The sequence below is a fragment of the Kitasatospora sp. NPDC059827 genome (genome assembly GCF_042731675.1).
Classification (GTDB): domain Bacteria; phylum Actinomycetota; class Actinomycetes; order Streptomycetales; family Streptomycetaceae; genus Kitasatospora.
Window position 1 is genome coordinate 29,604 of sequence record NZ_JBHWIV010000054.1, and the last position, 21,710, is coordinate 51,313.

At 75.3% G+C, this 21,710-nt stretch carries 21 protein-coding genes; 9 read left to right on the plus strand and 12 right to left on the minus strand.

Annotation, left to right across the window (positions count from 1 at the left end; all coding sequences use genetic code 11):
* Window positions 1–27: 27 nt before the first annotated feature.
* The 3 genes from ACFV8H_RS28205 to ACFV8H_RS28215 all read right to left on the minus strand — a co-directional run bounded on the left by ACFV8H_RS28205 (window position 28) and on the right by ACFV8H_RS28215 (window position 3,165).
* Window positions 28–1,098: an asparaginase gene (locus tag ACFV8H_RS28205; protein ID WP_380405352.1), complete on the minus strand. Its 1,071-nt coding sequence runs from the start codon at window positions 1,096–1,098 to the stop codon at window positions 28–30.
* A gap of 95 nt (window positions 1,099–1,193) precedes the next feature.
* Window positions 1,194–1,871: a FadR/GntR family transcriptional regulator gene (locus tag ACFV8H_RS28210; RefSeq protein ID WP_380405421.1), complete on the minus strand. Its 678-nt coding sequence runs from the start codon at window positions 1,869–1,871 to the stop codon at window positions 1,194–1,196.
* Between the two features lie 193 nt (window positions 1,872–2,064).
* Complete coding sequence (locus ACFV8H_RS28215) at window positions 2,065–3,165, minus strand: lactonase family protein (protein WP_380405355.1); 1,101 nt, start codon at window positions 3,163–3,165, stop codon at window positions 2,065–2,067.
* A gap of 608 nt (window positions 3,166–3,773) precedes the next feature.
* On the opposite strand from ACFV8H_RS28215, the gene ACFV8H_RS28220 reads away from it, so the two are divergent.
* Window positions 3,774–4,805, plus strand: a complete 1,032-nt coding sequence (locus ACFV8H_RS28220) for a ScbA/BarX family gamma-butyrolactone biosynthesis protein (RefSeq protein ID WP_380405358.1) — start codon at window positions 3,774–3,776, stop codon at window positions 4,803–4,805.
* An 86-nt stretch (window positions 4,806–4,891) separates the two neighbouring features.
* On the opposite strand, the gene ACFV8H_RS28225 is transcribed toward ACFV8H_RS28220, so the two are convergent.
* Together ACFV8H_RS28225 and ACFV8H_RS28230 are read right to left on the minus strand one after the other, a co-directional pair.
* Window positions 4,892–6,442, minus strand: a complete 1,551-nt coding sequence (locus ACFV8H_RS28225; protein ID WP_380405360.1) for an MFS transporter — start codon at window positions 6,440–6,442, stop codon at window positions 4,892–4,894.
* The gene (locus ACFV8H_RS28230; RefSeq protein ID WP_380405363.1) at window positions 6,439–6,963 is read right to left on the minus strand and encodes a MarR family winged helix-turn-helix transcriptional regulator; all 525 of its coding nucleotides are present in this window, start codon (window positions 6,961–6,963) and stop codon (window positions 6,439–6,441) included. Before ACFV8H_RS28230 ends, ACFV8H_RS28225 begins: the two co-directional genes overlap by 4 nt.
* Before the next feature lie 114 nt (window positions 6,964–7,077).
* Between ACFV8H_RS28230 and ACFV8H_RS28235 the strand changes: the two genes are divergently transcribed.
* Window positions 7,078–7,743 carry a response regulator transcription factor gene (locus ACFV8H_RS28235; protein WP_380405365.1) on the plus strand — a complete coding sequence of 222 codons (666 nt, stop codon included), beginning with the start codon at window positions 7,078–7,080 and terminating at the stop codon, window positions 7,741–7,743.
* Window positions 7,744–7,788: 45 nt separating this feature from the next.
* On the opposite strand, the gene ACFV8H_RS28240 is transcribed toward ACFV8H_RS28235, so the two are convergent.
* The 4 genes from ACFV8H_RS28240 to ACFV8H_RS28255 form a co-directional block, all read right to left on the minus strand.
* Window positions 7,789–9,063 carry a sensor histidine kinase gene (locus ACFV8H_RS28240; protein WP_380405424.1) on the minus strand — a complete coding sequence of 425 codons (1,275 nt, stop codon included), beginning with the start codon at window positions 9,061–9,063 and terminating at the stop codon, window positions 7,789–7,791.
* 211 nt (window positions 9,064–9,274) lie between these two features.
* The gene (locus ACFV8H_RS28245) at window positions 9,275–10,669 is read right to left on the minus strand and encodes an FtsX-like permease family protein (protein ID WP_380405368.1); all 1,395 of its coding nucleotides are present in this window, start codon (window positions 10,667–10,669) and stop codon (window positions 9,275–9,277) included.
* Between the two features lie 5 nt (window positions 10,670–10,674).
* Window positions 10,675–11,448, minus strand: a complete 774-nt coding sequence (locus ACFV8H_RS28250) for an ABC transporter ATP-binding protein (RefSeq protein ID WP_380405370.1) — start codon at window positions 11,446–11,448, stop codon at window positions 10,675–10,677.
* Window positions 11,449–11,536: 88 nt separating this feature from the next.
* Window positions 11,537–12,895: a hypothetical protein gene (locus tag ACFV8H_RS28255; RefSeq protein WP_380405372.1), complete on the minus strand. Its 1,359-nt coding sequence runs from the start codon at window positions 12,893–12,895 to the stop codon at window positions 11,537–11,539.
* A 162-nt stretch (window positions 12,896–13,057) separates the two neighbouring features.
* Here ACFV8H_RS28255 and ACFV8H_RS28260 point away from each other — a divergent pair, with 162 nt between their 5' ends.
* The 6 genes from ACFV8H_RS28260 (at window position 13,058) to ACFV8H_RS28285 (ending at window position 17,313) form a co-directional block, all read left to right on the plus strand.
* Window positions 13,058–13,579: a hypothetical protein gene (locus ACFV8H_RS28260; protein ID WP_380405375.1), complete on the plus strand. Its 522-nt coding sequence runs from the start codon at window positions 13,058–13,060 to the stop codon at window positions 13,577–13,579.
* Window positions 13,576–14,325, plus strand: coding sequence for a hypothetical protein (locus ACFV8H_RS28265; RefSeq protein ID WP_380405378.1), 750 nt, complete (start codon window positions 13,576–13,578; stop codon window positions 14,323–14,325). Before ACFV8H_RS28260 ends, ACFV8H_RS28265 begins: the two co-directional genes overlap by 4 nt.
* A gap of 66 nt (window positions 14,326–14,391) precedes the next feature.
* Window positions 14,392–15,264, plus strand: a complete 873-nt coding sequence (locus tag ACFV8H_RS28270) for a ketopantoate reductase family protein (RefSeq protein ID WP_380405379.1) — start codon at window positions 14,392–14,394, stop codon at window positions 15,262–15,264.
* A gap of 107 nt (window positions 15,265–15,371) precedes the next feature.
* The gene (locus ACFV8H_RS28275) at window positions 15,372–15,950 is read left to right on the plus strand and encodes a DUF6817 domain-containing protein (RefSeq protein ID WP_380405382.1); all 579 of its coding nucleotides are present in this window, start codon (window positions 15,372–15,374) and stop codon (window positions 15,948–15,950) included.
* Between the two features lie 109 nt (window positions 15,951–16,059).
* Window positions 16,060–16,458, plus strand: coding sequence for a hypothetical protein (locus ACFV8H_RS28280; protein WP_380405384.1), 399 nt, complete (start codon window positions 16,060–16,062; stop codon window positions 16,456–16,458).
* A gap of 204 nt (window positions 16,459–16,662) precedes the next feature.
* Window positions 16,663–17,313, plus strand: a complete 651-nt coding sequence (locus ACFV8H_RS28285) for a transcriptional regulator (protein WP_380405387.1) — start codon at window positions 16,663–16,665, stop codon at window positions 17,311–17,313.
* Between the two features lies 1 nt (window position 17,314).
* Here ACFV8H_RS28285 and ACFV8H_RS28290 read toward each other — a convergent pair whose 3' ends face one another.
* A complete protein-coding gene (locus ACFV8H_RS28290; protein WP_380405390.1) occupies window positions 17,315–17,821 on the minus strand; it encodes a hypothetical protein in 507 nt (168 codons plus the stop codon).
* A 236-nt stretch (window positions 17,822–18,057) separates the two neighbouring features.
* Here ACFV8H_RS28290 and ACFV8H_RS28295 point away from each other — a divergent pair, with 236 nt between their 5' ends.
* Window positions 18,058–19,233 (plus strand): S1 family peptidase, encoded by a 1,176-nt coding sequence (locus ACFV8H_RS28295; RefSeq protein ID WP_380405393.1) that lies wholly within the window; start codon window positions 18,058–18,060, stop codon window positions 19,231–19,233.
* A gap of 105 nt (window positions 19,234–19,338) precedes the next feature.
* Here ACFV8H_RS28295 and ACFV8H_RS28300 read toward each other — a convergent pair whose 3' ends face one another.
* Window positions 19,339–20,559 (minus strand): ROK family protein, encoded by a 1,221-nt coding sequence (locus ACFV8H_RS28300; RefSeq protein ID WP_380405396.1) that lies wholly within the window; start codon window positions 20,557–20,559, stop codon window positions 19,339–19,341.
* Window positions 20,560–20,779: 220 nt separating this feature from the next.
* Entirely contained in the window at window positions 20,780–21,652 is an 873-nt protein-coding gene (locus ACFV8H_RS28305; protein WP_380405399.1) for an SDR family NAD(P)-dependent oxidoreductase, read from the minus strand.
* Between the last annotated feature and the right edge of the window lie 58 nt (window positions 21,653–21,710).

The following is a 21,710-nucleotide window of genomic DNA, read 5'->3' on the forward strand; positions in this document are numbered from 1 at the left end:
TCTTCCTTCGTGGAACGGTGGATCGGGTCAGACGGGGGCGGGCAGCGCCGACGGGTCGAGCGCCGCCACCGGCCGGACGCCGCCGACGGGCAGGCCACCCCCGGTCGTCGGCTCCCCCGCGAACGCGGTGAGCAGCCGCGGTTCGACCCCCGCCAGGACCAGCGCGGCCGCCGCCACCGGGACGCGCGCCCGGTTCGCCCCGTCGGCGATCTTCACGGCCACGGCGCTGCCGTCCGGCAGCGCGGCGATCTGCACACCCTCGAAGCCGTCCTTGGCCAGCAGTCCGGGCACCGCGCGCATCAGCGCGGCCGTGTCCCGGCCCGCGCCGGAGGCCATCTCCGGGTGCCCGCGCAGCGCGTCCGCCACCCGGGACTCGGGGGTCCCCGGCGCGCCGGTGGCGATGCGGGCGGCGGCGCGGGCGAGGCCGTGCAGCGAGACGGCGAACAGCGGGGTGCCGCAGCCGTCGACGCTGACCCGCGCGATGCGTTGGCCGGTGAACTCCTCGACGACCCCGGCGATCAGCCGCTGGAGCGGGTGGTCGGGGTCGTCGTAGTCGGCCGACGACCAGCCGTTGAGCCTGCAGAGGTAGAGCATCGCGGCGTGCTTGCCCGAACAGTTCTGGGCGAGCCGGGAGGCCGGGCGGCCCTCCCGGATCCAGGTGTCGCGGACCGCCGGGTCGTACGGCAGGTCCGGGACGTTGCGCAGGTCGTCCTCGGAGAGGCCGGCGAGCTCCAGGATCCGCCGGGCACCGGCGAGGTGGCGCTCCTCGCCGGAGTGGCTGCCCATCGCGAGGGAGAGCAGGTCGCCGTCGAGCGGCAGCCCCGCCCGGACCATGGCGACGGCCTGGAGCGGCTTGAGGGCCGATCGCGGGTAGCAGGCGGCCTCGATGTCGCCGAGCCGGAACCGGACCTCGCCGTTGCCGTTGCCGTGGTCGCTGTTGCTGTTGCTGTTGCCGCTGCTGCCGTTGCCGTTGCCGGAGAGGACGACGACGGAGCCGTGGTGGACGCCCTCGACCACTCCGCCGCGGGTGACGTGGGCGACGGGCACATGGCGGGGCTCGCGGATCGCGGGTGCGTCCGCGAGGGGACTGCTGAACATGACGTCCTCGATCGGTGGTGGATGTGCCGACGGCCTCGCGGGGACGGGGCCGGGGCGGGTGGAACCGCGCTCCCCGTCCTCGGGGAACCGCTCGCTCAGACCTCGGCTCGGCCGTCCGCGGGGGTCTCCGTGCGCCTGGGGTGCACGATGTCGGTGAGGGTCGCCTCGACGCGGTGGAGGTGGTGCGACATCGCCGCGACCGCGTCGGGCTCGGAACCGTCGACCAGCGCCTCGACGATCGCCCGGTGCTCGCGGTTGGACTGCTCGCGGCGATCGCCCAGCTCGTTGAGGAACGCCGACTGACGCGCCAGTGCGTCGCGGATCTCCTCGATGACCCGGCGGAAGACCGGGTTGCGGGAGGCCTCGGCCACCGCCAGGTGGAAGACCGTGTCCAGCGCGACCCACGCGGTGGTGTCGGTCTCCCGCTCCATCCGGTCGAGCAGGTGGGCCAGCTGGTCCAGGTCCTCCGGGGTCCGGCGCAGCGCCGCGTACCCGGCGACCGGGATCTCGACGTGCCGACGCACCTCCAGCAGGTCGCTGGCCGCGTAGTCGCCGAAGGTCGGGTCGTCGACCGTGTTCGCCACGACGAAGGTGCCCTTGCCGGTCTTCGAGACGGTCAGGCCCATGGTCTGGAGTGCCCGGAGCGCCTCCCGCAGCACGGGCCGGCTGACCTCCAGCGTGCGGCACAGCTCCGCTTCGGAGGGGAGCTTGTCCCCCACGGCGTACTCGCCGCGCTCGATGGCGCCGCGCAGGTGGCCGAACACCGCTTCCATCGCGCTCACCCGTCGGGGGCTCCGGGGGGACGATCCTGCTGTCTGGCTGTCTGACAGGTTCACGGGACGATCCTCGGCCGACAGGCGGACGATGTCAAGGCGGTGAGAACGCTCACCCGGGAGCTCGGACGAGCACGCCCACCGGCCCTTCGGTGCCCGACGGCTCACCCGCCGGGCACCTCGGGGCCCCTGGTCAGCGGGCGATCGGCAGGACGGACGTGGGCTCGGTGACCACCAGCGGCTCCCCGGCCGGACTCAGCAGGCCGGTCGACGGGTCGCGGTGGAAGACCGTGACCGTGTCCGAGCGCTGATTGGCGCAGAACAGCAGCCGGCCGTCCGGTGTGAGCGCGATGTCGCGCGGCCAAGTCCCGCCGCAGGGCACGGTGGTGAGCAGCTCCACGGACGCGCCGTCGTCGTGCAGGGCGTACACCGAGATCGCGTCGTCGCCGCGGTTGGTCGTGTAGAGGAAACGGCCGTCGGCCGACACGCGGACCGCGGCGGCGGAGTTGGCGTTCGGCGCGCCCGGATCCCGTCGGGTCTCGACCTCGGCGACCGGTTCGAGGCGGCCGGAGACTGCGTCCCAGGTGCAGACGGTGAGGGTGGAGGAGAGTTCGTTCAGGACGTAGGCGTACCGGGCCGACGGGTGGAACACCAGGTGCCGGGGGCCGCGGCCCGACGGCAGTTGCACCGTCCGGTGGGCGCTGAGCGGGCCGTCGGCCGGATCGAAGGCGTAGACGTACACCCGGTCGGTGCCGAGATCGGTGCACAGCAGGAAGCGCCCGTCCGGCGAGGGGGCCGCCATGTGGGCGTGCGGGGAGGTGAGCCGGTCCCCGGAGGCCTCCCGGCCCGGGTGCCGGACGGTCTGCACCGGCTCGGCGGTGGCGACCGCGCCGTCGGCACCGGTGGCGACGACCGAGAGGACGCCGTCGCCGTAGTGGGCCGCGAAGACGTGCGACCCACTGGGGTGGACCGCGAGGTGGCAGGGGCCCGCACCGCCGCTGACGGCGTCGGCGACCACGGCATCGGCGTCGGCAGCGGCACCGGTCTCGGCACCGGTATCCACGCGCACCGAGACGATCCGTCCGACCGCCTGTTCCAGGACGGCGTGGACGACCGCGCGCGTCGGGTCGACCGCCGCGTAGGAGGGGTGGTCCAGCGGGAGTGTGCGGACGGGACTCATGGCGCCGGTTCCGTCGTAACCGACCGTGCACAGCCCCGCTCCGGGAACGTCGGCCGGGGCGGCACTGCCGATGACCAGCAGTCCGCCGGGCGACGTGGTCGGAGGATGGTTCACGAAAGACCTGCTCTCTGCTCTCCGGGTGGCGCGCGATCCGCGACGCCGGTCCCACCCGGCATCGGCCGTACGGGATCGGCCGTACGCGCTCGCGCCGAGCTGTCGAGGTGGTCACCCCACGAGCGGGCGGACCCGTCGATCGTCCCGGTGGCACCGGGCCGTGAGGTGGGGGGTGGGGTGGGGTGGGGCGGGAAGTGCCGAAGTCTATCCGGCGGCCGAGCGCGCGGGAACCGGCATCGGGCGGGTGGTACGGCGTGGCAACTGCGCCTCCCGGTCGGCCGTTTGACGACCACCCGGGAAGGCCCGGCACCGGCCCCGTTCCGCTGCTACGACCGGGCCGCCCGAGCCGGTGACGCCCCTGCTCCCGGCGCTTGTGATGATGGGCCCGTCAACCCGGATCGTCCGCATCACCGCAGGTGAACGGCCGTGTGCTGACCGTCGAGGTGATCGGTCGGGCGCGGACGGGCAACCCCGGCGTTGACACGGCTGCGCTCGGCCGCCGACGCGCCCCCGGCCCCGGCTCCCCGACGAGCGGACCGGCAGGTGCGTACCCCCACGCGCCCTGAGCAGCCGGTCCCGCCCACCCCGGCCCCTTGGAGCGCTCCCCCATGTCCCTGCTCGCCTACTTCGCCCCCACACTCGCCCCGGCCCCGAGCCCGACCCCGGCCCTCGCCCCGGCCACCGGGCCCCTCGGCACACCCCCCGCGCCGATCCGCCCGGCCGCTCCGGCACCCCGACTGACCAGCACCGTCGCCAAGGAGTACGTCCACCGGGCCTGCCACGCCGAGGTCTTCATCACCGGCAGCGAGCCGCTCGGCGACACCGCGTTCACCGTCACCGCCCAGTGGCCGCGGGCGCACACCTTCTTCAGCACCCCGGACGGGACCAGGTACGACCCGATGCTCGCCGCCGAAACGGTTCGCCAAGCCGGGCTCTACCTCGCCCACACCCGGTACGGTGTCCCGCTCGACCACAGGTTCCTGATGTGGAACCTCGACTACACCGCCCGCGCCCGCCGGCTGTCCATCGGGGCGACACCCACCGACCTCACCATCGAGGCCAGACTCCTCCCCCGCCCTCGGCGCACCCGCAGCACGGTCGACTTCACCTTCACCGCGACCGTCCGCCGCGGCCCCCACCTGGCCGCGACCGGCGAGGCCCGCTTCACCACCGTGCCGGACTCCACCTACCGCCGGCTGCGCGGCGCCCGCCCCGCGAGCAGCCCGATACCGGTCGCAACCGAGGCAGGGACCGGCCGCCCCCTGCCGCCCGCCCTGGTCGGGCGGGTCCGGCCCTGCGACGTCGTGCTGACCCCGACCGACACCCCCGGCACCTGGCTCCTCACCCCCGACCTCCGGCACCCGATCCTCTTCGACCACGCCGGCGACCACATCCCCGGCATGGTGCTGCTGGAGGCCGCCCGCCAGGCCGCCAACGCCCTCGGCGCCCCGGTCACGATCGCCCCGACCGCCGCGGCCACCACCTTCCACCGCTACGCCGAACACGACGCGCCCACCACCGTCACCGCCCGGCACACCCCCGGCGAGGAGCCGGACACCGTCACCACCACGGTGACCGGACACCAGCACGGCGAGCCGGTCTTCACCACGGTCCTCACCGGCCGACGCGACCGGGGCTGAACCGCACGCCCCGGTGGGTGCGGGCCCGTCCGGCCCCGGGTCGGACGGGCCCGCACCGCTGACTGACGATCCGTCATGTCCATTGATCAGGAAGCACTTCCGAGTCGGCCGAGCGAGCGGTCGGGGAGGACGAGGAGGAAGAGCAGGGCCGCGCCTCCGAACATGAACAGCGCGAGGTGGTGCAGTCCGGCCGTGGTGGCGCCGTGCGGGAAGAAGGCCGCGTTCGCGGCCGAGGCGGCCATCGCCCCGAGGTACATGAAGGTCCGCAACAGCCCGGCCGCGGAGGCGATGGCGGCCGGGTCGGCCTGGTGGTAGAGCGCGGTCTGGTTGCCGAGGCCGATCAGCCCCTGCGGGATGCCCGCCAGCACCCCGACGGCGATCAGCAGCACCGGCGGACTCGCCGACCCCGCCGTCAACAGCGCCGCGCAGGCCGCCATCTGGACCGCCGCGCCGACCACCAGCTTGCCCCGCACCGCCGCACGGCGACCGGTCGCACCGGAGACCGCGAGGGCGGTCAGCGAGAGCGGCAGCAGCACCAGCCCGGCGGAGGCGGCGCTCAGGCCCCGCCCCTGCTCCAGCCACTGGGTGTAGCCGTAGAGGAAGGCGTAACTCGCCGTGCAGCCGAGCACCTGGCGCAGATAGGTGGCGACCAACGGACGGTTGCCGGCCAGGGCCCGCAGGTCGATGAACGGGCTGCGGGCCCTGGTCTCCCGGAGCACGAATCCGACACCGGCCAGGACCGCGAGCACCGGCAGGTACCAGCGCTCCGTCCCGGGCCGCATCACGAACAGCATCAGTGCCAGCAGGAGGACGGCGAACAGCGCGATCCCGGACCGGTCCAGCCGCCCCCCGCCGTCCCGGCCGTCCCGCCGCGGCCCGGCGGCGGGCAGCCGGGCGGACCCGAGCACCAGACAGGCCAGCGACAGTGGGACGTTGACCGCGAAGATCGTCCGCCAGCCGCCCAGCCCGATCAGCAGGCCGCCGAGCGTCGGCCCGATCACGGCGATGGTCTGGTTGGCGACGGCGAGCACCGTCAGCACCCCGGTGGGACTGTTCCGCCCGGTCCGCCCGGTCCGCCCGGTCCGCCCGGCCCGCTCGGCCCGCTCGGCCTCGCTGCGAGTGAGGTACATCGCGGCCGGGTACGCGGCGGAGGTGCCGATCCCGAGCAGCACCCGGGCGACGACCAGCAGCCCGAGCGTGGGCGCCAGCACACCGACCAGTCCCGCCAGGCCGACCAGCGCCGTCCCGGCCAGGTAGAGCCGGCGCGGCCCGTAGGTGTCCACCAGCCGGCCGATCACCGGCTGGCCGACGGCAGTGGCGAGGTAGAGCCCGCTCACCAGCCAGGCCGTCTCGGCGGGCGGCGCGCCGAAGGCGGTGCCGACGGGCACCAGGGCCACCGCGATCATCGAGGAGTTGATCGGGTTGAGCACCGAACCCAGCACCATCGGGGCGAGCAGCCGACGGTTGAACCCGCCCCCGGGCCCGGGCCCAGCCGGCCCGTCGGCTCCGGTCGGGGCCAGCGGGGCCGAGACGGACGAGGCGGGGACGGACTGGGCCGAGACGGACGAGGCCGCTGCCCGGTCCGCGCCCTGGCGCCGGGAGCGCAGCCGCGCCAGCAGCGTCGACGGGCCGGTCATCGCCGGTTCAGCCGGCTTGATCGGCTCAGCCGACTCGCCCGGTTGAGCCGGTCCAGCAGGGGCAGCGCCGCCAGCACGGTGGCGCGCTCGGCCTCGCTGAACTCCTCCTCCAGGGCCCTGGCCAGCCACTCCTCACGGGCCCGGCGGCTGTCCGCGATCCACTCCAGCCCGGTCGCGCTGAGGTCCACCACCTGGCGGCGCCCGTCCTTGGGGTCGGGGCGGCGGGCGACCAGCCCGTGCGCCTCCAGCGCGGTCAGCGTGGCGGCCATCGACTGCGGCCGGACCCGCTCCGCAGCGGCCAGCGCGCTCGCGGCGGCCGGGCCGTCGGTGATCAGGCGGTTCAGCACCGCGGTCTGCGAGGGGGTGAGCCCGCTGGAACCCTGTCCCTTCTCCTGGAGGGTCCGGCGCAACCTGCTGAACACGGCCCGGAGCTCCCGGGCGGCCAGCGCGGCTGTATCGACATGAGGCTCCGAGGCAGGCGGGGCCTCCGGAACGGCTGGGGCGGTTCGCTTCTCGGTCACCGCTCCACGGTAATTTCATCAGTCCGAACTGTCCAGCCTTGCTGTAGATCTACATCGCAAGGCCGACCCGGACCCGGCACCACCGCCCACCCGGACGGTCCGGATAATGGCGTCATGATCGACAAGCAGCTCCGCGTCGTCCTCGCCGAGGACTCGGTGATCCTCCGCGAGGGGATGGTCGAGCTCCTGACCGCCCGTGGGTGCGCGGTGGTCGCCACCGCCGGCACGGCCCCCGAACTGGTCGCCGCCGTCACCGAGCACCGGCCCGACGTGGCCGTGGTGGACATCCGGATGCCGCCCACCCACACCGACGAGGGGATCCGGGCCGCGGTCGAGATCCGGGCCACCGCACCCGGGACCGGCATCCTGGTCTTCTCCCAGCACGTGGAGACCGCCTGGGCCGCCCGGCTGCTGGCCGGCGGCGCCGCAGGCATCGGCTACCTGCTCAAGGAGCGGGTGGCCCGCACCGCCGAGTTCGTGGACGCCCTGCACCGGGTCGCCGCGGGCGGCACGGCGCTCGACCCGGAGATCGTCAACGGGCTGATGCACGGCGGACGGCGCAACCGGGTGGACTCGCTCACCGCCCGCGAGCGCGAGGTGCTGGAGCTGATGGCCCAGGGCCACTCCAACCGCTCGATCGCGGGACGGCTGGTGGTCTCCGAGCGAGCGGTGGAGAAGCACGTGGCCGCCGTGTTCACCAAGTTCGACCTGCCCGCGACGGACGCCGACAACCGCCGGGTCAAGGCCGTCCTGGCCTACCTCGCGGAGACCGGGGCCTGAGCGGCCCGGCCCCCTGCCCGTCCGGGGCGACACGGCCCGACAGCCTCACAGCTTGCTCGGCAGTTCCGCCGTGACCAGCGTCGGCCCACCGGGCGGGCTGTCCACCCGCAGCCTCCCGTCCACCGCCGCCAGGCGCTCGGCCAAGCCCGTCAGCCCCGTCCCCGCACCGATCCCGGCGCCCCCGCGCCCGTCGTCGCGCACCGTCAGCCGGACCCGGCCGTCGACCGCGCTCGCCGTCAGGTCGACCGTCCGGGCACCGCTGTGCTTGGCCACATTGGTGAGCAGTTCGGCCGCACAGAAGTAGACCGCGCGCTCGATCACCTCCGCCGGCCGCTCCCGCAGGTCCAGCCGGAGCGTCACCGGCACCGGCGAGGTGGCCGTCAGTGCGGGCAGCGCCTCGGCCAGGCCGCCGTCCAGTGCCACCGGGTGGATGCCCCGGGTCAGCCGCCGCAGCCCGGTGATGGTGTCGTCGGTCTGCCCGCGCGCCCGGTCGACCAGGGCGCGCAGCCGCCCCAGGTCGGCACCGCTCCCGGCCCCGGACGCCGCCGCCCCGCCGAAGGCCACTGCCCCGCCAGGCGCCGCCTCGCCGAGCGCATCGTCCGCCAGCGAGAGGGTGATGGCGAGCGCGACCAACTGCGCCTGGGTGCCGTCGTGGAGGTCGCGTTCGAGCCGCCGCAGCCGGTCCGTGTTCTCGGCGAGCAGGGTGGCGCGGGCGTGCTCCAGCTCCCGCACCCGCTGCTGCGACCGCACCGGCCCGAGCAGCGCGCGGGCCAGCGCACGGTTGGCCCGGCTCAGGGCCCGCAGTACGGCCGGTACGGCTGCCAGCACCGCGAGCCCCACCGGCGGCCCGGCGACGTCAAGCCAGTCGACCGCTCGCGGCCCCGGCTCCAACAGCCGTACCCAGAGCGGAAAGCCCGCCAGCCACACCGAGCTGAGCGGCAGTCCGACCACGGTCAGGAAGCCGAGCGCGCCGAGCGGCAGCCGGAGGAGCAGGTAGAGCAGCGCCCGCCAGGCGACCGGGTCGGTCAGTACGGCCCGCCCCCGGGCCAGCAGCCCCGAGGGGCGTGCCGACGCCGGTGGCGCGGCCACCCGTTCGCCCAGCAGCCGCCCGACCAGCCGCCGGTGCAGCCCGCCGATCCCGCGTGCCCCGACCAGGGCGGCCGCGACGAACGGCAGCCCCAGGACGGTGAGCGAGAGCAGCGCCCCCGCGTAGAGCACGGCGACCGCGTAGACGCCGCCCAGCACTCCGAGGGGAAGTCCGAGGAGGGCGAACGCCACCTCACCGCCCCGCACCGACAGTCCGCGCCGCCACCGAGTCACCACGTGCCCCACCGTTCACCGATCAACCGACCCCCAGCATCCCCCAGCCACCACCAGGTCCGCCGCCTGCCCGGACCCTCCGTCACCGCAGGCCACCTCACGGCCCCGGGCCTCCCCGAACCTCCTCTCACCTCCGCAGTCCTCATCCGCCCTCATCCCTCCTCAGCTGTCCAAGGCCGCCCGCAGCCGCCATCCTCCCGCTCACCCCCACTCACCCCCGCTCCCCGCCCACCTCCTCCACCGCGCGCCCGCCGATCGCCCAGAGCCCCGTGCCCACGATCCCCGGCACCGTCAGCACCGCCGCGCCCGCCACCACCCAGCCGCAGGCGGCTCCCGGCACCACCGGCAGCAGCGACCCGGTGACCGCCCGGCTGAACGCCCCGGTCGCCGCGGCCGCCACCGCCGCACCGAGCAGCACGCCCACCGCCGTGGTCAGGACGGCCTCGACGAGGAGCATCCGCAGCAGCTGCCGCCGCGTCGCCCCGACCAGCCGGAGCAGTGCGAACTCCCGCCGCCGGTCGGCGGTCAGCGCGACCAGGGTGTTGACCGTGGAGACCGCCGCGAACCCGGCCAACAGGCCGAGCTCCGCCTGCCGCAGCCAGACGTCGCTGGCCTTGGTGACGCTGGTCGTGGCCCCGGTCGCCAGCGCCGCCCGCTCCGCCGTGCCGGTCATGATCAGCATGGTGGCCGAGAGCCCGACCAGCAGCGCGACCGGGACCACCGCCGAGGAGAGCCGGACGGCGTAGCCGCGCAGGTTGGCGTCCGCCAGCCAGCCGACCCGGGGCAGCAGCGCCCGGACCGGGGCACCGAGCACCGCCATCGGCAGCCGGGCCACCACCGGCCCCAGCAGGGCGACGGCGACCAGCAGCACCAGGGCGCCGAGCAGGGCCGCCTGCCCCGCCTTGTCCAGTTCCCCGGCCGGTCGGGTGCCGGCCAGCCGCAGCAGGAGGCCTCCGCCCACCAGCACCGCCCCGCCGATCAGCAGCCGCGCCACGCCCGTCCACCGTTGCCCGACCGCGCTGTCGGTCAGCGCGGCCGCCGGGGCGGGCCGGGTGATCCGCCGGACCGTGAGCGCGGTGGCCGCCAGGCCGACCAGCAGCGCCACCGCGAGCGCGATCAGCACCGGCACCGGTGTCCCGGGTATCCGCAGCCCCGGTGCGGCCATCCCGCGCCGCTGCAGCGCGGTGAGGAAGGCCCGGGCGGCGAAGTGGCCCGCCGTACCGCCCGGGACGGCCGCCGCCAGCACCGTCGCCGTGACCTGGAGGCGTACCAGCCGCCGGATCTGGCGGGGCGTCGCCGCGACCGTGCGCAGCAGGGCGAGGTCACGGTGCTGCTGACGGAGGGTGAACCCGAGCGCGTTCACCACCACGAACAGCGCGACCAGGACGGCGATCTCACCGAAGGCCCCGGCGATCACCAGCAGCCCTGGTCCGGCCACCGCCGCCCGCGCCGCCGGGGCAGGCGCCGTGACCTGGGCGGCGACCAGGGAACCGAACAGCGTCACCGCCGCCACCGCCAGGAACAGCGCCGCCGCGAGCCCGGCGAAGGCCGCCGGCCGACGCGTGATCTGACCGACCGCCAGGGTCGGCACGGAACCGCCACGCATCGCCCTCACCCGCCCAACCTGCTGAGCCGCTCGCCGACCTGCGCCGCCGTCGGCCGGTCCAGTTCGTCCACCAGCAGGCCGTCCGCCAGCAGCAGCACCCGGTCCGCGTAGCCGGCGGCCACCGGATCGTGGGTGACCATCACGCACGTCCGCCCGTCCTCGTCCACGCCCGCGCGCAGCAGGTCCAGGACGTCGCGCCCGGTCGCCCGGTCCAGCGCGCCGGTGGGCTCGTCGGCGAACAGCACCTCGGGCCGGGCGGCCAGGGCGCGGGCGATCGCCACCCGCTGCTGCTGGCCGCCGGACAGCCGGCCCGGCCGGTCCCGCTCCCGCCCGGCCAGCCCGACCCGGGCCAGCGCCTCCCGCACCCGGGCCCGCTCCGGCGGGTGCCCGGCCAGCCGCCCGGGCAGTTCGACGTTCTGCGCGACCGTCATCGCGGGCATCAGGTTGAAGGCCTGGAAGACGAACCCCACCCTGGTGCGCCGCAGCTCGGCGAGCCGCCGTTCGGGCAGGCCGGACACCTCCGTACCGCCCCAGCGGACAGTGCCCCGGGTGGGGCGGTCCATCCCGGCCAGGCAGTGCAGCAGGGTGGTCTTGCCGGAGCCCGAGGGTCCCATCACCGCCGTGAAGGTGCCCGGCGCGAAGGCCACGGACACCCCTCGCAGCGCCCGGACGGCGGCTGCGCCGCGCCCGTACTCGCGGTGCAGCCCCTCGCCGCTGAGGGCCGCCCCCGTCACCTCGCCGTGCGCCGCCCGGTCGGCGGCTGTCGTGATCCCGTTCATGCCCCCAATCCTGGACATCCGGGACGACCGGGTCGATTGTGCTGGCACCCCAATCCGGGGTTCGGAAAACCGAACCCCGCAGGTGGTGCTACGTCTCCTCGGGCCCCTGGCGCGTCCGCCAGTCCCAGATCACGTCGGCCCGGTGGTCGTACCGGTACTCGTGCCAGGGGAGGCCCCCGACCCGGTCGACCGCCTCCGCCGCCCGCCGGTCGCCCCGCACCACGAGCCCGTAGGCGCCGACCACCCGGGCCCGCTGGTCCTCCTCGTCCGACAGCGCGGCCAGGGCGTCGGCGACCTCGCCCGTCCGGTCGTCCGACTCCGCCAGGGCGCACCCGGCCGAGAGCCGCACCCGGGCGTCCTCGTCCCCGGCGAGCGCGAGCAGCACCGCCCTGAACTCCTCCGTCAGCGGACGATTCTCAAGCCTCCAGGCCACTCCGGACCGGACCGGCGGCCACCCGTCCCGCGCGAGCCGCAGCAGGCAGGCGGTGACCTCCGCCGAGAAGGGCTGACCGCCGACCCCCAGGCAGTGCGTCGCCACGGTGCGCACCTCCCGGTCCGGGTGGTCGGCGTGGCGCAGCGCCAGGCCCCTCGTCCCCGGGTGTTCGCGCATCAGCAGCGCCTGGAGGACCTCCACGAGCACCTCGCCGTCGGTCTCCTCCGCCGCCCATACGACGAGCAGCTCGTCCTCCTTCTCCTCCTCGAAGGAGGGGACCGGGGCCGGCGGCACCATCCGGTTGGTCGCCAGGAAGGAGGCCGTGAAGCGGCGGTGGCGCGGGTCGGGGTGCCGGCGGTACGCCATCACCGCCTCCCAGGTCGCCCTGTCGGGGCGCTGTGCGAGGACGTACTGGCACGCCGCCCCGTCGACGTGGCGGTCGTCGGGCTGCCGCACGGCCCGGGCCACCAGCTCGTCGACCGGGGTGGCGATCCGGAAGGTCCACTCCAGCGTCGTCAGCACGGCGCCGTGCCCGGCCCGGACGGTGAACCCGCCGAGGGAGACCTGCTCGACCTGGCAGAAGTCCTCCTCGATCAGCAGGCTCTCGCCCGGCCCCTCCGCGCCCGTCCGGCGGCGCAGCTCGGCCTGCACACCCGTCGCGTACCAGGACCGGGCCAGCCCGAGCAGCCGCTCCCGCTCCGCCGGCCCCAGCCGCAGCGCGGGGTCCTCGCCGAGGACGGCTCCGAGGACGGCGTACGAGCCCAGGTCGACGGCGCGCAGCAGCGGGGTCGTCCCGTCCGGCAGCGTGAGGTCGGGGTCGGCGCCCATGGTGACCAGCGCGTTGGCCACCGCGTGGTCGAACCCGGCCACGGCCGCGCACAACACCGGCAACCCGTCCCCGCCCCGCACATCGGGGTCCGCCCCCGCGCCGAGCGCCGCCCACACCGCGTCCTCGTCCCGGGCCCGCACCGCCTCGACGAGCCGGGCGTCCGCCGGTACCTGATCCGCCGCCATCCGCTCCCCCTCCGCCTCCCCCTCGGCTCCCTTTCGGTTCGCCTCGGTTCTCCTCGGTTCTCCTCGGTTCCCCACACCGACCCTAGCCCGGCGCACGCTCCGTGACGCCTGCCACGGCAGCACGGACTCCCGCCGGCGGGCCCGAGGAGGAATCATGATCGGGTGACCATCGACCTGCTGCCCGGCCGAGGCGTTCGCCTGCCGGCCCCGCTGCCCGAACTGCGCTTCGGCCTCACCGAGGAGGCCGTACGCGCGCTGCTGGCCCCGCACGGCGAGCTGCTGCCGGACGGGGTGCGCCCGACCTTCGTCTGCGGCACCAGCTGGGCCCTGGGCTTCGGACTCCCCGGGGTGGGCGTCACACTGTCCGGGGGCGAGGACGGCGGCCTGGAGAGCGTCTCGGTGGGCCTGAACCGGTACGACGACCGGCCCGCCTGCCCGGTCGGCCACCTCGGGATCGACGTCTTCGCCTGGCCGGCCCGGGAGTTGGCCGAGGCCCTGCGCGCCCAGGGCCTGCCGGTCCCGGATCCGGAGCACGGCACGCTGCGCCACCAGGGGCTCTACCTCCACGCGAGCACCGGACGCCCGCCCCGCCCGGCCCCCGGCCGCAAGGCCCGCCACGAGGCGCCCTACCACTTCGACTTCGTCTCCCTCCACCGCACCATCACCACCGAGGCCACCCGATGAACCACCCCCCACAGTCGACCCCGCGCCCCACCGGGACCGCCACCGGCCCGTACGACGCCGCCTTCCTCCCCCGCCTCGCGCTCTCCGCACGCCCCGCCGAGCGGCCGATCACCGAGCCGGTCGCCAAACTCGGCGGCGAGCCCTGCTGGCTGGCCGAACCCACCTGGCCGCTGGCCCCCGGCACCGGCGAGCCCCTGGTGTTCATCGGCCAGTTCCCCGTCCCCGGCGAGGAGTTGCGGCTGGCGTACCTCTTCCTGGAGGAGGACGAGCTGATCATGGGCGGCCTGGACCCGGAGGCCGGCGACGGCGTGCTGCTGGTCCAGCCGGGCGGCCGGATCCCGTCCTTCGCCGTGATCGGCCCGCCCGGTACCCGGGGCCGCACGCTCTGGCGCTACGACCCCGTCACCGACGGGACCGTCCCGGTCGAGTTCCACCTCGGCCTGCTGCCGCTGCCGGCCGAGCTGGACCGCTCGATGGACCAACGGGCCGCCCACCAGCGGTACTTGCGCCACGAGGGCCCCGAGGTCCCGTTCCCGGACGACGACCCCGTGCACGACCACCTCGGCGGCCTCCCGTCCTTCCCGAACGGCCGGGCCCGGGTGCCCGCGCCCTGGCAGTTCCTCTTCTCGCTCTCGGACGCCCCCGACGACGGCGATCCGTACTTCCTCAACTTCGGCTACGGCGTCGGCTCCGGCTTCCTCAGCCCGGACGGCCTGGAGGGCCGCTTCTCCTGGGAAGCCCCGTAGCGACGGCCCCGAACGGCCCGCTCACGCACCGGTCACCAACCCTCCCCACCCCACGAAGGAGTCCGCATGACCACCACCCCCCTCACCGTCGCCGTCCTCGGCCCCGGCGGCGTCGGCGGCCTGATCGCCGGGCTGCTCGCGCGCGACGGCCACCGCGTGATCTGCCTGGCCGGCGAGCAGAGCGCGGCCGTCCTCGCCCGCGACGGACTGCACGTGCGCAGCACCCAGTTCGGCGAGTTCACCGCCCGGGTCGAGGCCGCGACCGAGCTCCGCGAGCCGGTCGACGCCGCCTTCGTGACCGTCAAGGAGACGGTCCTGACCGCCGCGCTCGACCGGATGCCGCCGCAGACGCTCGGCACCGGCATCGTGGTACCGCTGCTCAACGGCCTGGACCACATGGCGCTGCTGCGCGGGCGCTACCCGGCCAGGCAGGTGGTGGCCGGCACGATCCGGGTCGAGGCCACCCGTACCGCGCCGGGCCGGATCGAGCACACCAGCCCGTTCGCGGCCGTGGAACTCGCCGGTCCCGTAGCGGAGTTCGCCGAGCAACTGCGGCACACCGGGCTGGACGTCACGCTGCGCGAGGACGAGACCGCGATGCTCTGGAGCAAGCTCTCCTTCCTCGCGCCCTTCGCCCTGCTGACCACCCGGCACGCCGACGGCGTCGGCGTCGTGCGCACCGAGCACCGGGACGAACTGCTCGCCGTCCTGGACGAGATCACCGCCGTCGCCGACGCGGTCGGCGCACCGGCGGACGCGCGGGCACTGCTCGCCGCCTTCGACCGGATCCCCGCCGGGATGAAGTCCTCGATGCAGCGGGACGTCGAGGCGGGCCGGCCGACCGAACTCGACGCGATCGGCGGCGCGGTGCTGCGGGCCGCCGAGGCCCACTCCGTCCCCACCCCGACCATCGCCCGACTGGTGCGCGAGCTCTCCTGACGCCTCGAACCCCGCCGTCGAACCTCTGCATGGACCGACGGCGGGCGTTCGACACCCATGGCCGAACCCGGTTGCGGGCGGTCGGGCACCGGAGTAGAACTCGTCGGATGACCTCACCCGATCACCCCACCGCTCCCGCCTGGAGCCACGTCGAGGAGTTCCTGCGCGCCCACGAGGCCGACCGGATCCCCCACCCGGGCGGGACCCTGCTGGCGCACCTGACCCGGGTGGCGGCCCGGTTGGCCGACTGGGGCACCGACTCCGCCGTCCAGACCGCCGGGCTCTGCCACGCCGCGTACGGGACCGACGGGTTCGACGGCGCCCTGCTCGCCCTGGACGAACGGGCCACCCTGGTCGAGCTCCTGGGCGACCGCGCCGAGGCGATCGTCTACCTGTACGCCAGCTGCGGCCGGGCCGCCGTCTACCCGCGCCTGGGCCGGGACGAGGCGCCACTGTTCCACGACCGGTTCACCGGCGAGGACCACACCCCGCCGGAGGAGGACCTGCGGGCCTTCCTCGCCATCACCGCCGCCAACGAGCTCGACGTGTTCATCCACAACGCCGAGCTGGCCGCCCGCTACGGAGCCGGCCTCTACGAACTCGTCTCCCGCAGCCGCACCTTGCTCCCGCCCCTCGCCTGGAAGGACTGGCAGGACTGGCATCACCGGCAGAGCAGCTCCACCTGACGATCCGTCACTCTCATACCCGCAGTCGAGACTTCGCCGACCGTTCACCCTCCACGCCGGAACCGCCGCGCGAGCACGGGACGTTCTAGAACGCGGGAGGGATACAGACATGACAAAGAAGCCGTACCGCCTGGCCGCCACCGCGCTCGTTCTGCTCGTGGCGGCCCCCTTGTTGACCGCGTGCAAGAACACCGACCAGGCCCTCGACTGCGGGAAGCGGGCGATCAGCCTCACCGGCGACGTCCAGGACCTCACCGACTCCGCGCTCAACGTCGGCCAGATCACCGACGAGAGCCGGCGCAAACACACCGTCACGGCCCTCAAGAAGATCGTCGAGGACGTCAAGAAGATCCGCCAGGACGGGGACGGCAAGGTGGACGCGGCGGCCGACAAGCTGTCCAAGGCCGTGGACAACGCCCAGACCGCCGTCTCCAAGGGCAAGGAACCCGACTTCGGGCCGATCGGCGACGCCGCCGGCGAGCTGACCAAGGCCTGCGCCGGAGCCTGATCCCCGCACAGCCGCCACCCGGGCCGGGAGCGCCGAACCACCGGGCGCTCCCGGCACCCGCACCGCCCGAGCACCCCCGGGACATCCCCGAACACCCCCGGGACATCCCCGAGCGCCCCCGGGCACCCCGGCCTGTCGCCACCGCACCGAGGCCCGCACGCGGTAGGAATGGGCACCGGACCGAACCGCACCCCGGAGGCACCGGTGAACCACCCGATCCTCGACCAGATCCGCCGCCTGCGCGCCGAGTTGGCCCCCGGCGACACCGCGCCCGCCCTGGTCACCGCGCTCGCCGCCGACACCGCCCCGCTCTCCGCGGTGGCCGAACTCGCCGCCCAGCAGCAGCGGATCATCACCTCGGACCGGCGCAGCCTGCTGCTGCTCGCCACCCGCTGCGCCGACCGGCCGCTCGGCGCCTGGTACGTCACCCTCGCCGGGGGCGAGAGCGCCGCCCTGCGCACCCTGCCCGCCCTGGCCGAAGCCTGCGGCCTGGACCACCGGGCGGTCGCCGCCCGGGTGCCACTTCCCGGCTGCCAGGCCTACCCGTCCTACCTCGCCTGGCTCGCCCTGAACGCCCCGCCGCCGGCCGCAGCCGCCGCCCTGGTGGCCAACTTCGCCGCCTGGGGCGGCTATTGCGCCACGATCGCCGCGGCGCTGCGCCGCCACCACGGCTTCTCCGACGAGGCCTGCGCCTTCTTCGACTTCTTCGCCCAGCCGGCCCCCGAACTGGAACAGCAGGCCGCCGACGCCCTCGGCCCCGACCCGCTGGACGACCCCACGCTGGCCGCCGCCCGGGAGTACGGCCTGCTGCTCCAGGCCTACGAGCACCTGTTCTGGGACACCCTCGGCGGGTGACTCACGCCTGCCAGTGCGGCTTTCCGCTGACCATCCGGCAGTAGATCATCCGCCCGTTGGCGTCGTGGGTGCTCCGGCCCAGGTCGTCGTTGCGGCAGAACTGGCCGGCCGCGTAGCAGTTGCCCGCGTTGGAGCGGAGCTCGCACTCGGTGCCGCCCGCCGCCTGGGTGTGCTGCGGCTGCGGGTCGTTCGGCGGCTGGGCGGTGGTGACCTTGGGCTGCGGCTTGGCGGACGGCGTCTGCGGGTGCGCGGCGGGCGGGGCGGACGGCGGCGGGGCGGACGCGACGGGCGGCGCCGAGGGGGTGACCACCGGCGGCGCCGGGACCGTCGGGCTCGCCGCGGTGGGCGTGGCGGGAGCCGGCGTGGCCGCGACGGTCGGGGAGGAGGTCGGCGTGGCGTCCGCCGCCGACGGGTCGCAACCGGTCAGCGCCAGGCCGACGGTGAGGACGAGTCCGGCGAATCCGGCCAGGCCGGCCGTCCTGCGGCGCCCGGATATCGGTGAAGCCATGAGGGGGGAACGCTCCGTTCCGTTGGTCCGTACGGGTGAGGCGTGCGATTCAAGCAGAGTCCGCACACGCCGTGAGCACCGTTTCCCCACTCGTTGGCGGATCGAGATCTTCCGGCCACCGCGTCGAGCCTTCCGCGGGGGTATAGCGCCGGAGCGCGGGGCGTTACGACATGTTCCGGACATGCCAATCGGATCGCTACGGTTCCGGCAACCCCCACGCCGAACGAGGAGACCCCATGCTCCGGATCCGTGCGCTGGCCGTCGCCGCAGCCTTCGCGACCGTCGCGCTCACCGCAGCACCCGCCGTCAGTGCACCCGCTGACGACCCGTCCGTCACGGCCGCCCTGGCCGCCACCCCCACCCGCACCGCGGCCGTGCCCACCGCCCTGCTGCACGCGATGCAGCGCGACCTCGGGCTCGCCCCGCAGGCCGCCGCCGACCGGATCGCCCGCGAGGGCCGCGCCACCGCCGTCCAGCACGCCCTCACCCAGGCGCTCGGCGAGCGCTGGGCCGGCGCCTGGATCGACGGACCGCAGGCCGACCTGGTGGTCGCCACCACCGACGCCTCCGCCGCCCGGACCATCACCGCCCACGGCGGCCGGGCCACCGTCGTCCGGCACGCGCTGGCGTCCCTGGACCGGGCCAAGGACGCGCTCGACCGCGCCTCCCGGGCAGCCGCCCCGGACGCCACCCCGCTCTGGTACGTCGACGTCCGCTCCAACGCCGTCGTGGTGCAGTCCGCCGACGACGCCCGCACCGGGGCCTTCCTGGACCGGGCCGGGGTGGACCGCTCCGTGGTCCGGGTCGAGCGGGCCACCGCCGCACCCCGGCCGCTCGCCGACCTGCACGGCGGGGACGCCTACTACATCGACAACGCCGCCCGCTGCTCGATCGGCTTCCCGGTCACCCAGAACGGCCAGCCCGGCTTCGTCAGCGCCGGCCACTGCGGCCAGCCCGGCTCCAACGCCACGACCTCCGACGGCAGTTCGATCGGCACCTTCCAGGGCTCGACCTTCCCGGGCAACGACTACTCCTGGGTGGCCGCCGGATCCGACTGGACGGCCCAGCCGCAGGTGAACGACTACGCCGGCGGCACGGTCACGGTGGGCGGCTCGTCCGAGCAGGCGGTCGGCGGCTCGGTCTGCCGCTCCGGTTCCACCACCGGCTGGCACTGCGGCACCGTCCAGGAGCTGAACGCCACCGTCAACTACCAGGAGGGCAGCGTCTACGGCCTCACCCGCACCGACGTGTGCGCCGAACCGGGCGACTCCGGCGGCTCGTTCATCTCCGGCAACCAGGCCCAGGGCGTGACCTCGGGCGGCTCCGGCGACTGCACCTCCGGCGGCGAGACCTACTTCCAGCCGGTCAACCCGATCCTCAGCACCTACGGCCTGACCCTGGCCACCGGCTGACCCGCCCGGGGCCGGTGGGTTCCCCCACACCCACCGGCCCCGGCCCCACACCACCGACCCCGGCGCCCCACCTACGGACCCAGCCCCACACCTACGGCCCCGGCCTCACAACTCCGCCGTCCGACGCTCGAACACCTCGGGACGCGCCGTCTCCAACGCCGTGGCCACCGCGCCCAGGAGCACCGCCTCCTCCCCCAGCAGGCTCGGGGCGAGCGTCGGACGCATCGGCGCGAAGCGGCGCAGGGCCCGCTCCAGCGGTTCCAGGAGCAGGTCCGCGCTGCTGCCGATCCCCCCACCGAGCACCAGCAGGTCCGGGTCCAGCACGGCGGACAGCACCGCCACCGCGTACGCGAGCCGCTCCGCCTCCCACTCCACCGCCCGCAGCGCCGCGTCCTCCCCGGCCCGGGCCCGTTCGAAGACCTGCTTGGCGGTCAGCCGGCTCCGGCCCTTCCCCGCCAGCCCGAACTCCCGGGCGGCACGCACCACCGCGTCCGCCGCCGCCTCCTCCTCCAGCGTGGTCACGGCCGGCTCACCCGGGCGGGCGGGCAGCGGCACCAGGCCGATCTCGCCGAGCGCGCCGTGCGCACCGAGCAGCAGCTCGCCGTCCTTCACCACCCCGACCCCGAGGCCGGTGCCGACCAGCAGGTAGGCGAACATCCGGCTGCCGCGCCCGGCTCCCAGGGTGTACTCGCCGAGCGCGGCCAGGTTGGCGTCGTTGGCCACCGTCACGGCCGTGCCCAGGCCCTCGCCGATCCGGTCGAACAGCCCCGGCCGGCCCCAGTCGGGCAGGCTGGTGGCGTACCGGAGGCCGCGCCGCTCCTCGTCCCACACCCCGGGCGTGCCGATCACCGCATGTACGAGGCCCCCGGCGGCCAGGCCCGCCTCGGCGGTCGCCTCCCCCGCGGCGGCGACCACCGCGTCCGCGACGGCGTCCGCGGTCCGCCCCCGGTTGGGCACGTCCCGCCGGGCGACCACGGTGCCGGCCAGGTCCGCCACGGCGACCCGCAGCCGGGCCCGGCCGACGTCCACGCCGAGCACGTGACCGGCCGTCGGGTCGACCTCGTAGAGCACCGCGGTGCGGCCCCGCTCCGGGGCCACCCGCCCGGCCTCGCGGACCAGCCCGGCCTGCTCCAGGTCGGCCAGCGCGGCGGACACGGTCGGCTTCGACAGGCCGGTGTCCCGGGCCAGTTGGGCCCGCGAGGTACCGCCACCGGTGCGCAGCAGCTCCAGCAGCAGCCACTCGTTGTTGCTGCGCAGCCGCTGCCGGTTCCACGGCACCCCGGGGGCCCCTGCCGCCGGACGACTGGTCGGCTGGTGGGGGCTCATCGGTTCCTCCGGTCTGGGCTGCTGACGGGCCGCTCCTGGCGGTCCGTTGCCTGCGAACGGCGCTGTGGCACCGTCTGCGGCACCCGGTGTCGGGCGCCGCCGCCCAAGTATGACCGTTGATCACCCGCGACCCGTCGCCCGGACCGCCCGGGACAGCCCGGAACCGCACGCACCCCGGCGCCCCAACCCCGCGCCCCGCACCCCGGCACCCCTCCCGACGTCAGGCGCCGCCGGTCGCGACCCACCCGCCGGTCATCGCCCCCACCGCCGAACCGTCCAGGTCGGCCAACTTGACCCCGACGAAGGCCCGGGCCGCCTCGGAGGTCTGCACCCGCAGCGGCGGCCGCTCGGCGGTGAGCACGTCGACGATCGGCGCGGCCGCCTCCTCGGGGGTCTGGGCGCTGCCGAAGGCCTTCAAGGTCCGGTCGACGTACGCCTCCAGGGCGGGGCCGTACGGGCCGGCGGCGGCCACCAGCGCGGGCACGTCGATGCCCTGGTTGCCGATGAACTCGCTGGCCACCGCGCCCGGTTCGACCACGGTGACGGCCACCCCGACGGCGGCGGCGACCGGTGCCAGCGACTCCATGAAGCCCTCGACGGCGAACTTGGCTGCGCAGTAGGCCTCGTTGAAGGGCTGCCCGACCATCCCGCCGACGCTGGTCACGGTGACCACCCGGCCGCCGGCGGCGCGCAGGTGCGGCAGCGCCGCCCTGGTCACCTCGACCACGCCGAAGTAGTTGACCTCCATGGCGGCGCGCACCGGCGCCATGCCGTCCTGCTCGACGGTGCCGACGAAGCCCGCGCCCGCGTTGTTGACCACGGCGTCCAGCCGCCCGTGCCGCTCGACGACGACGCCGAGGCAGTCCGCGACGGAGGCGGGGTCGGTGACGTCCAGCCGCTCGATCTCGATCCGCTCGGCGACGCCCGCCTCCTCCGCCGCGCGCAGCAGGTTCCCGGCCCGGCCGGTGTCGCGCATGGTGGCGACGACCCGGAAGCCGGCCCGGGCGGCGGCCACGGCGGCGGCGAGGCCGATTCCGGAGGAGGTGCCGGTGATCAGGACGATCCGGGTGCCGTTCATCGGGGTGACTGCCATGCGGGCCCTCCTCGCGGCCGCCGGACGGTTCCGGACGGCCATGACTGTGTGCGTGTGC

Coding starts and splice junctions, on each gene's coding strand:
- ACFV8H_RS28205 (WP_380405352.1), bottom strand. CDS start 1,098: ATGTTCAGCAGTCCCCTCGCGGACGCACCCGCGATCCGCGAGCCCCGC.
- ACFV8H_RS28210 (WP_380405421.1), bottom strand. CDS start 1,871: ATGGAAGCGGTGTTCGGCCACCTGCGCGGCGCCATCGAGCGCGGCGAG.
- ACFV8H_RS28220 (WP_380405358.1), top strand. CDS start 3,774: ATGTCCCTGCTCGCCTACTTCGCCCCCACACTCGCCCCGGCCCCGAGC.
- ACFV8H_RS28225 (WP_380405360.1), bottom strand. CDS start 6,442: ATGACCGGCCCGTCGACGCTGCTGGCGCGGCTGCGCTCCCGGCGCCAG.
- ACFV8H_RS28235 (WP_380405365.1), top strand. CDS start 7,078: ATGATCGACAAGCAGCTCCGCGTCGTCCTCGCCGAGGACTCGGTGATC.
- ACFV8H_RS28245 (WP_380405368.1), bottom strand. CDS start 10,669: ATGCGTGGCGGTTCCGTGCCGACCCTGGCGGTCGGTCAGATCACGCGT.
- ACFV8H_RS28250 (WP_380405370.1), bottom strand. CDS start 11,448: ATGAACGGGATCACGACAGCCGCCGACCGGGCGGCGCACGGCGAGGTG.
- ACFV8H_RS28255 (WP_380405372.1), bottom strand. CDS start 12,895: ATGGCGGCGGATCAGGTACCGGCGGACGCCCGGCTCGTCGAGGCGGTG.
- ACFV8H_RS28265 (WP_380405378.1), top strand. CDS start 13,576: ATGAACCACCCCCCACAGTCGACCCCGCGCCCCACCGGGACCGCCACC.
- ACFV8H_RS28270 (WP_380405379.1), top strand. CDS start 14,392: ATGACCACCACCCCCCTCACCGTCGCCGTCCTCGGCCCCGGCGGCGTC.
- ACFV8H_RS28275 (WP_380405382.1), top strand. CDS start 15,372: ATGACCTCACCCGATCACCCCACCGCTCCCGCCTGGAGCCACGTCGAG.
- ACFV8H_RS28280 (WP_380405384.1), top strand. CDS start 16,060: ATGACAAAGAAGCCGTACCGCCTGGCCGCCACCGCGCTCGTTCTGCTC.
- ACFV8H_RS28290 (WP_380405390.1), bottom strand. CDS start 17,821: ATGGCTTCACCGATATCCGGGCGCCGCAGGACGGCCGGCCTGGCCGGA.
- ACFV8H_RS28295 (WP_380405393.1), top strand. CDS start 18,058: ATGCTCCGGATCCGTGCGCTGGCCGTCGCCGCAGCCTTCGCGACCGTC.
- ACFV8H_RS28300 (WP_380405396.1), bottom strand. CDS start 20,559: ATGAGCCCCCACCAGCCGACCAGTCGTCCGGCGGCAGGGGCCCCCGGG.
- ACFV8H_RS28305 (WP_380405399.1), bottom strand. CDS start 21,652: ATGGCAGTCACCCCGATGAACGGCACCCGGATCGTCCTGATCACCGGC.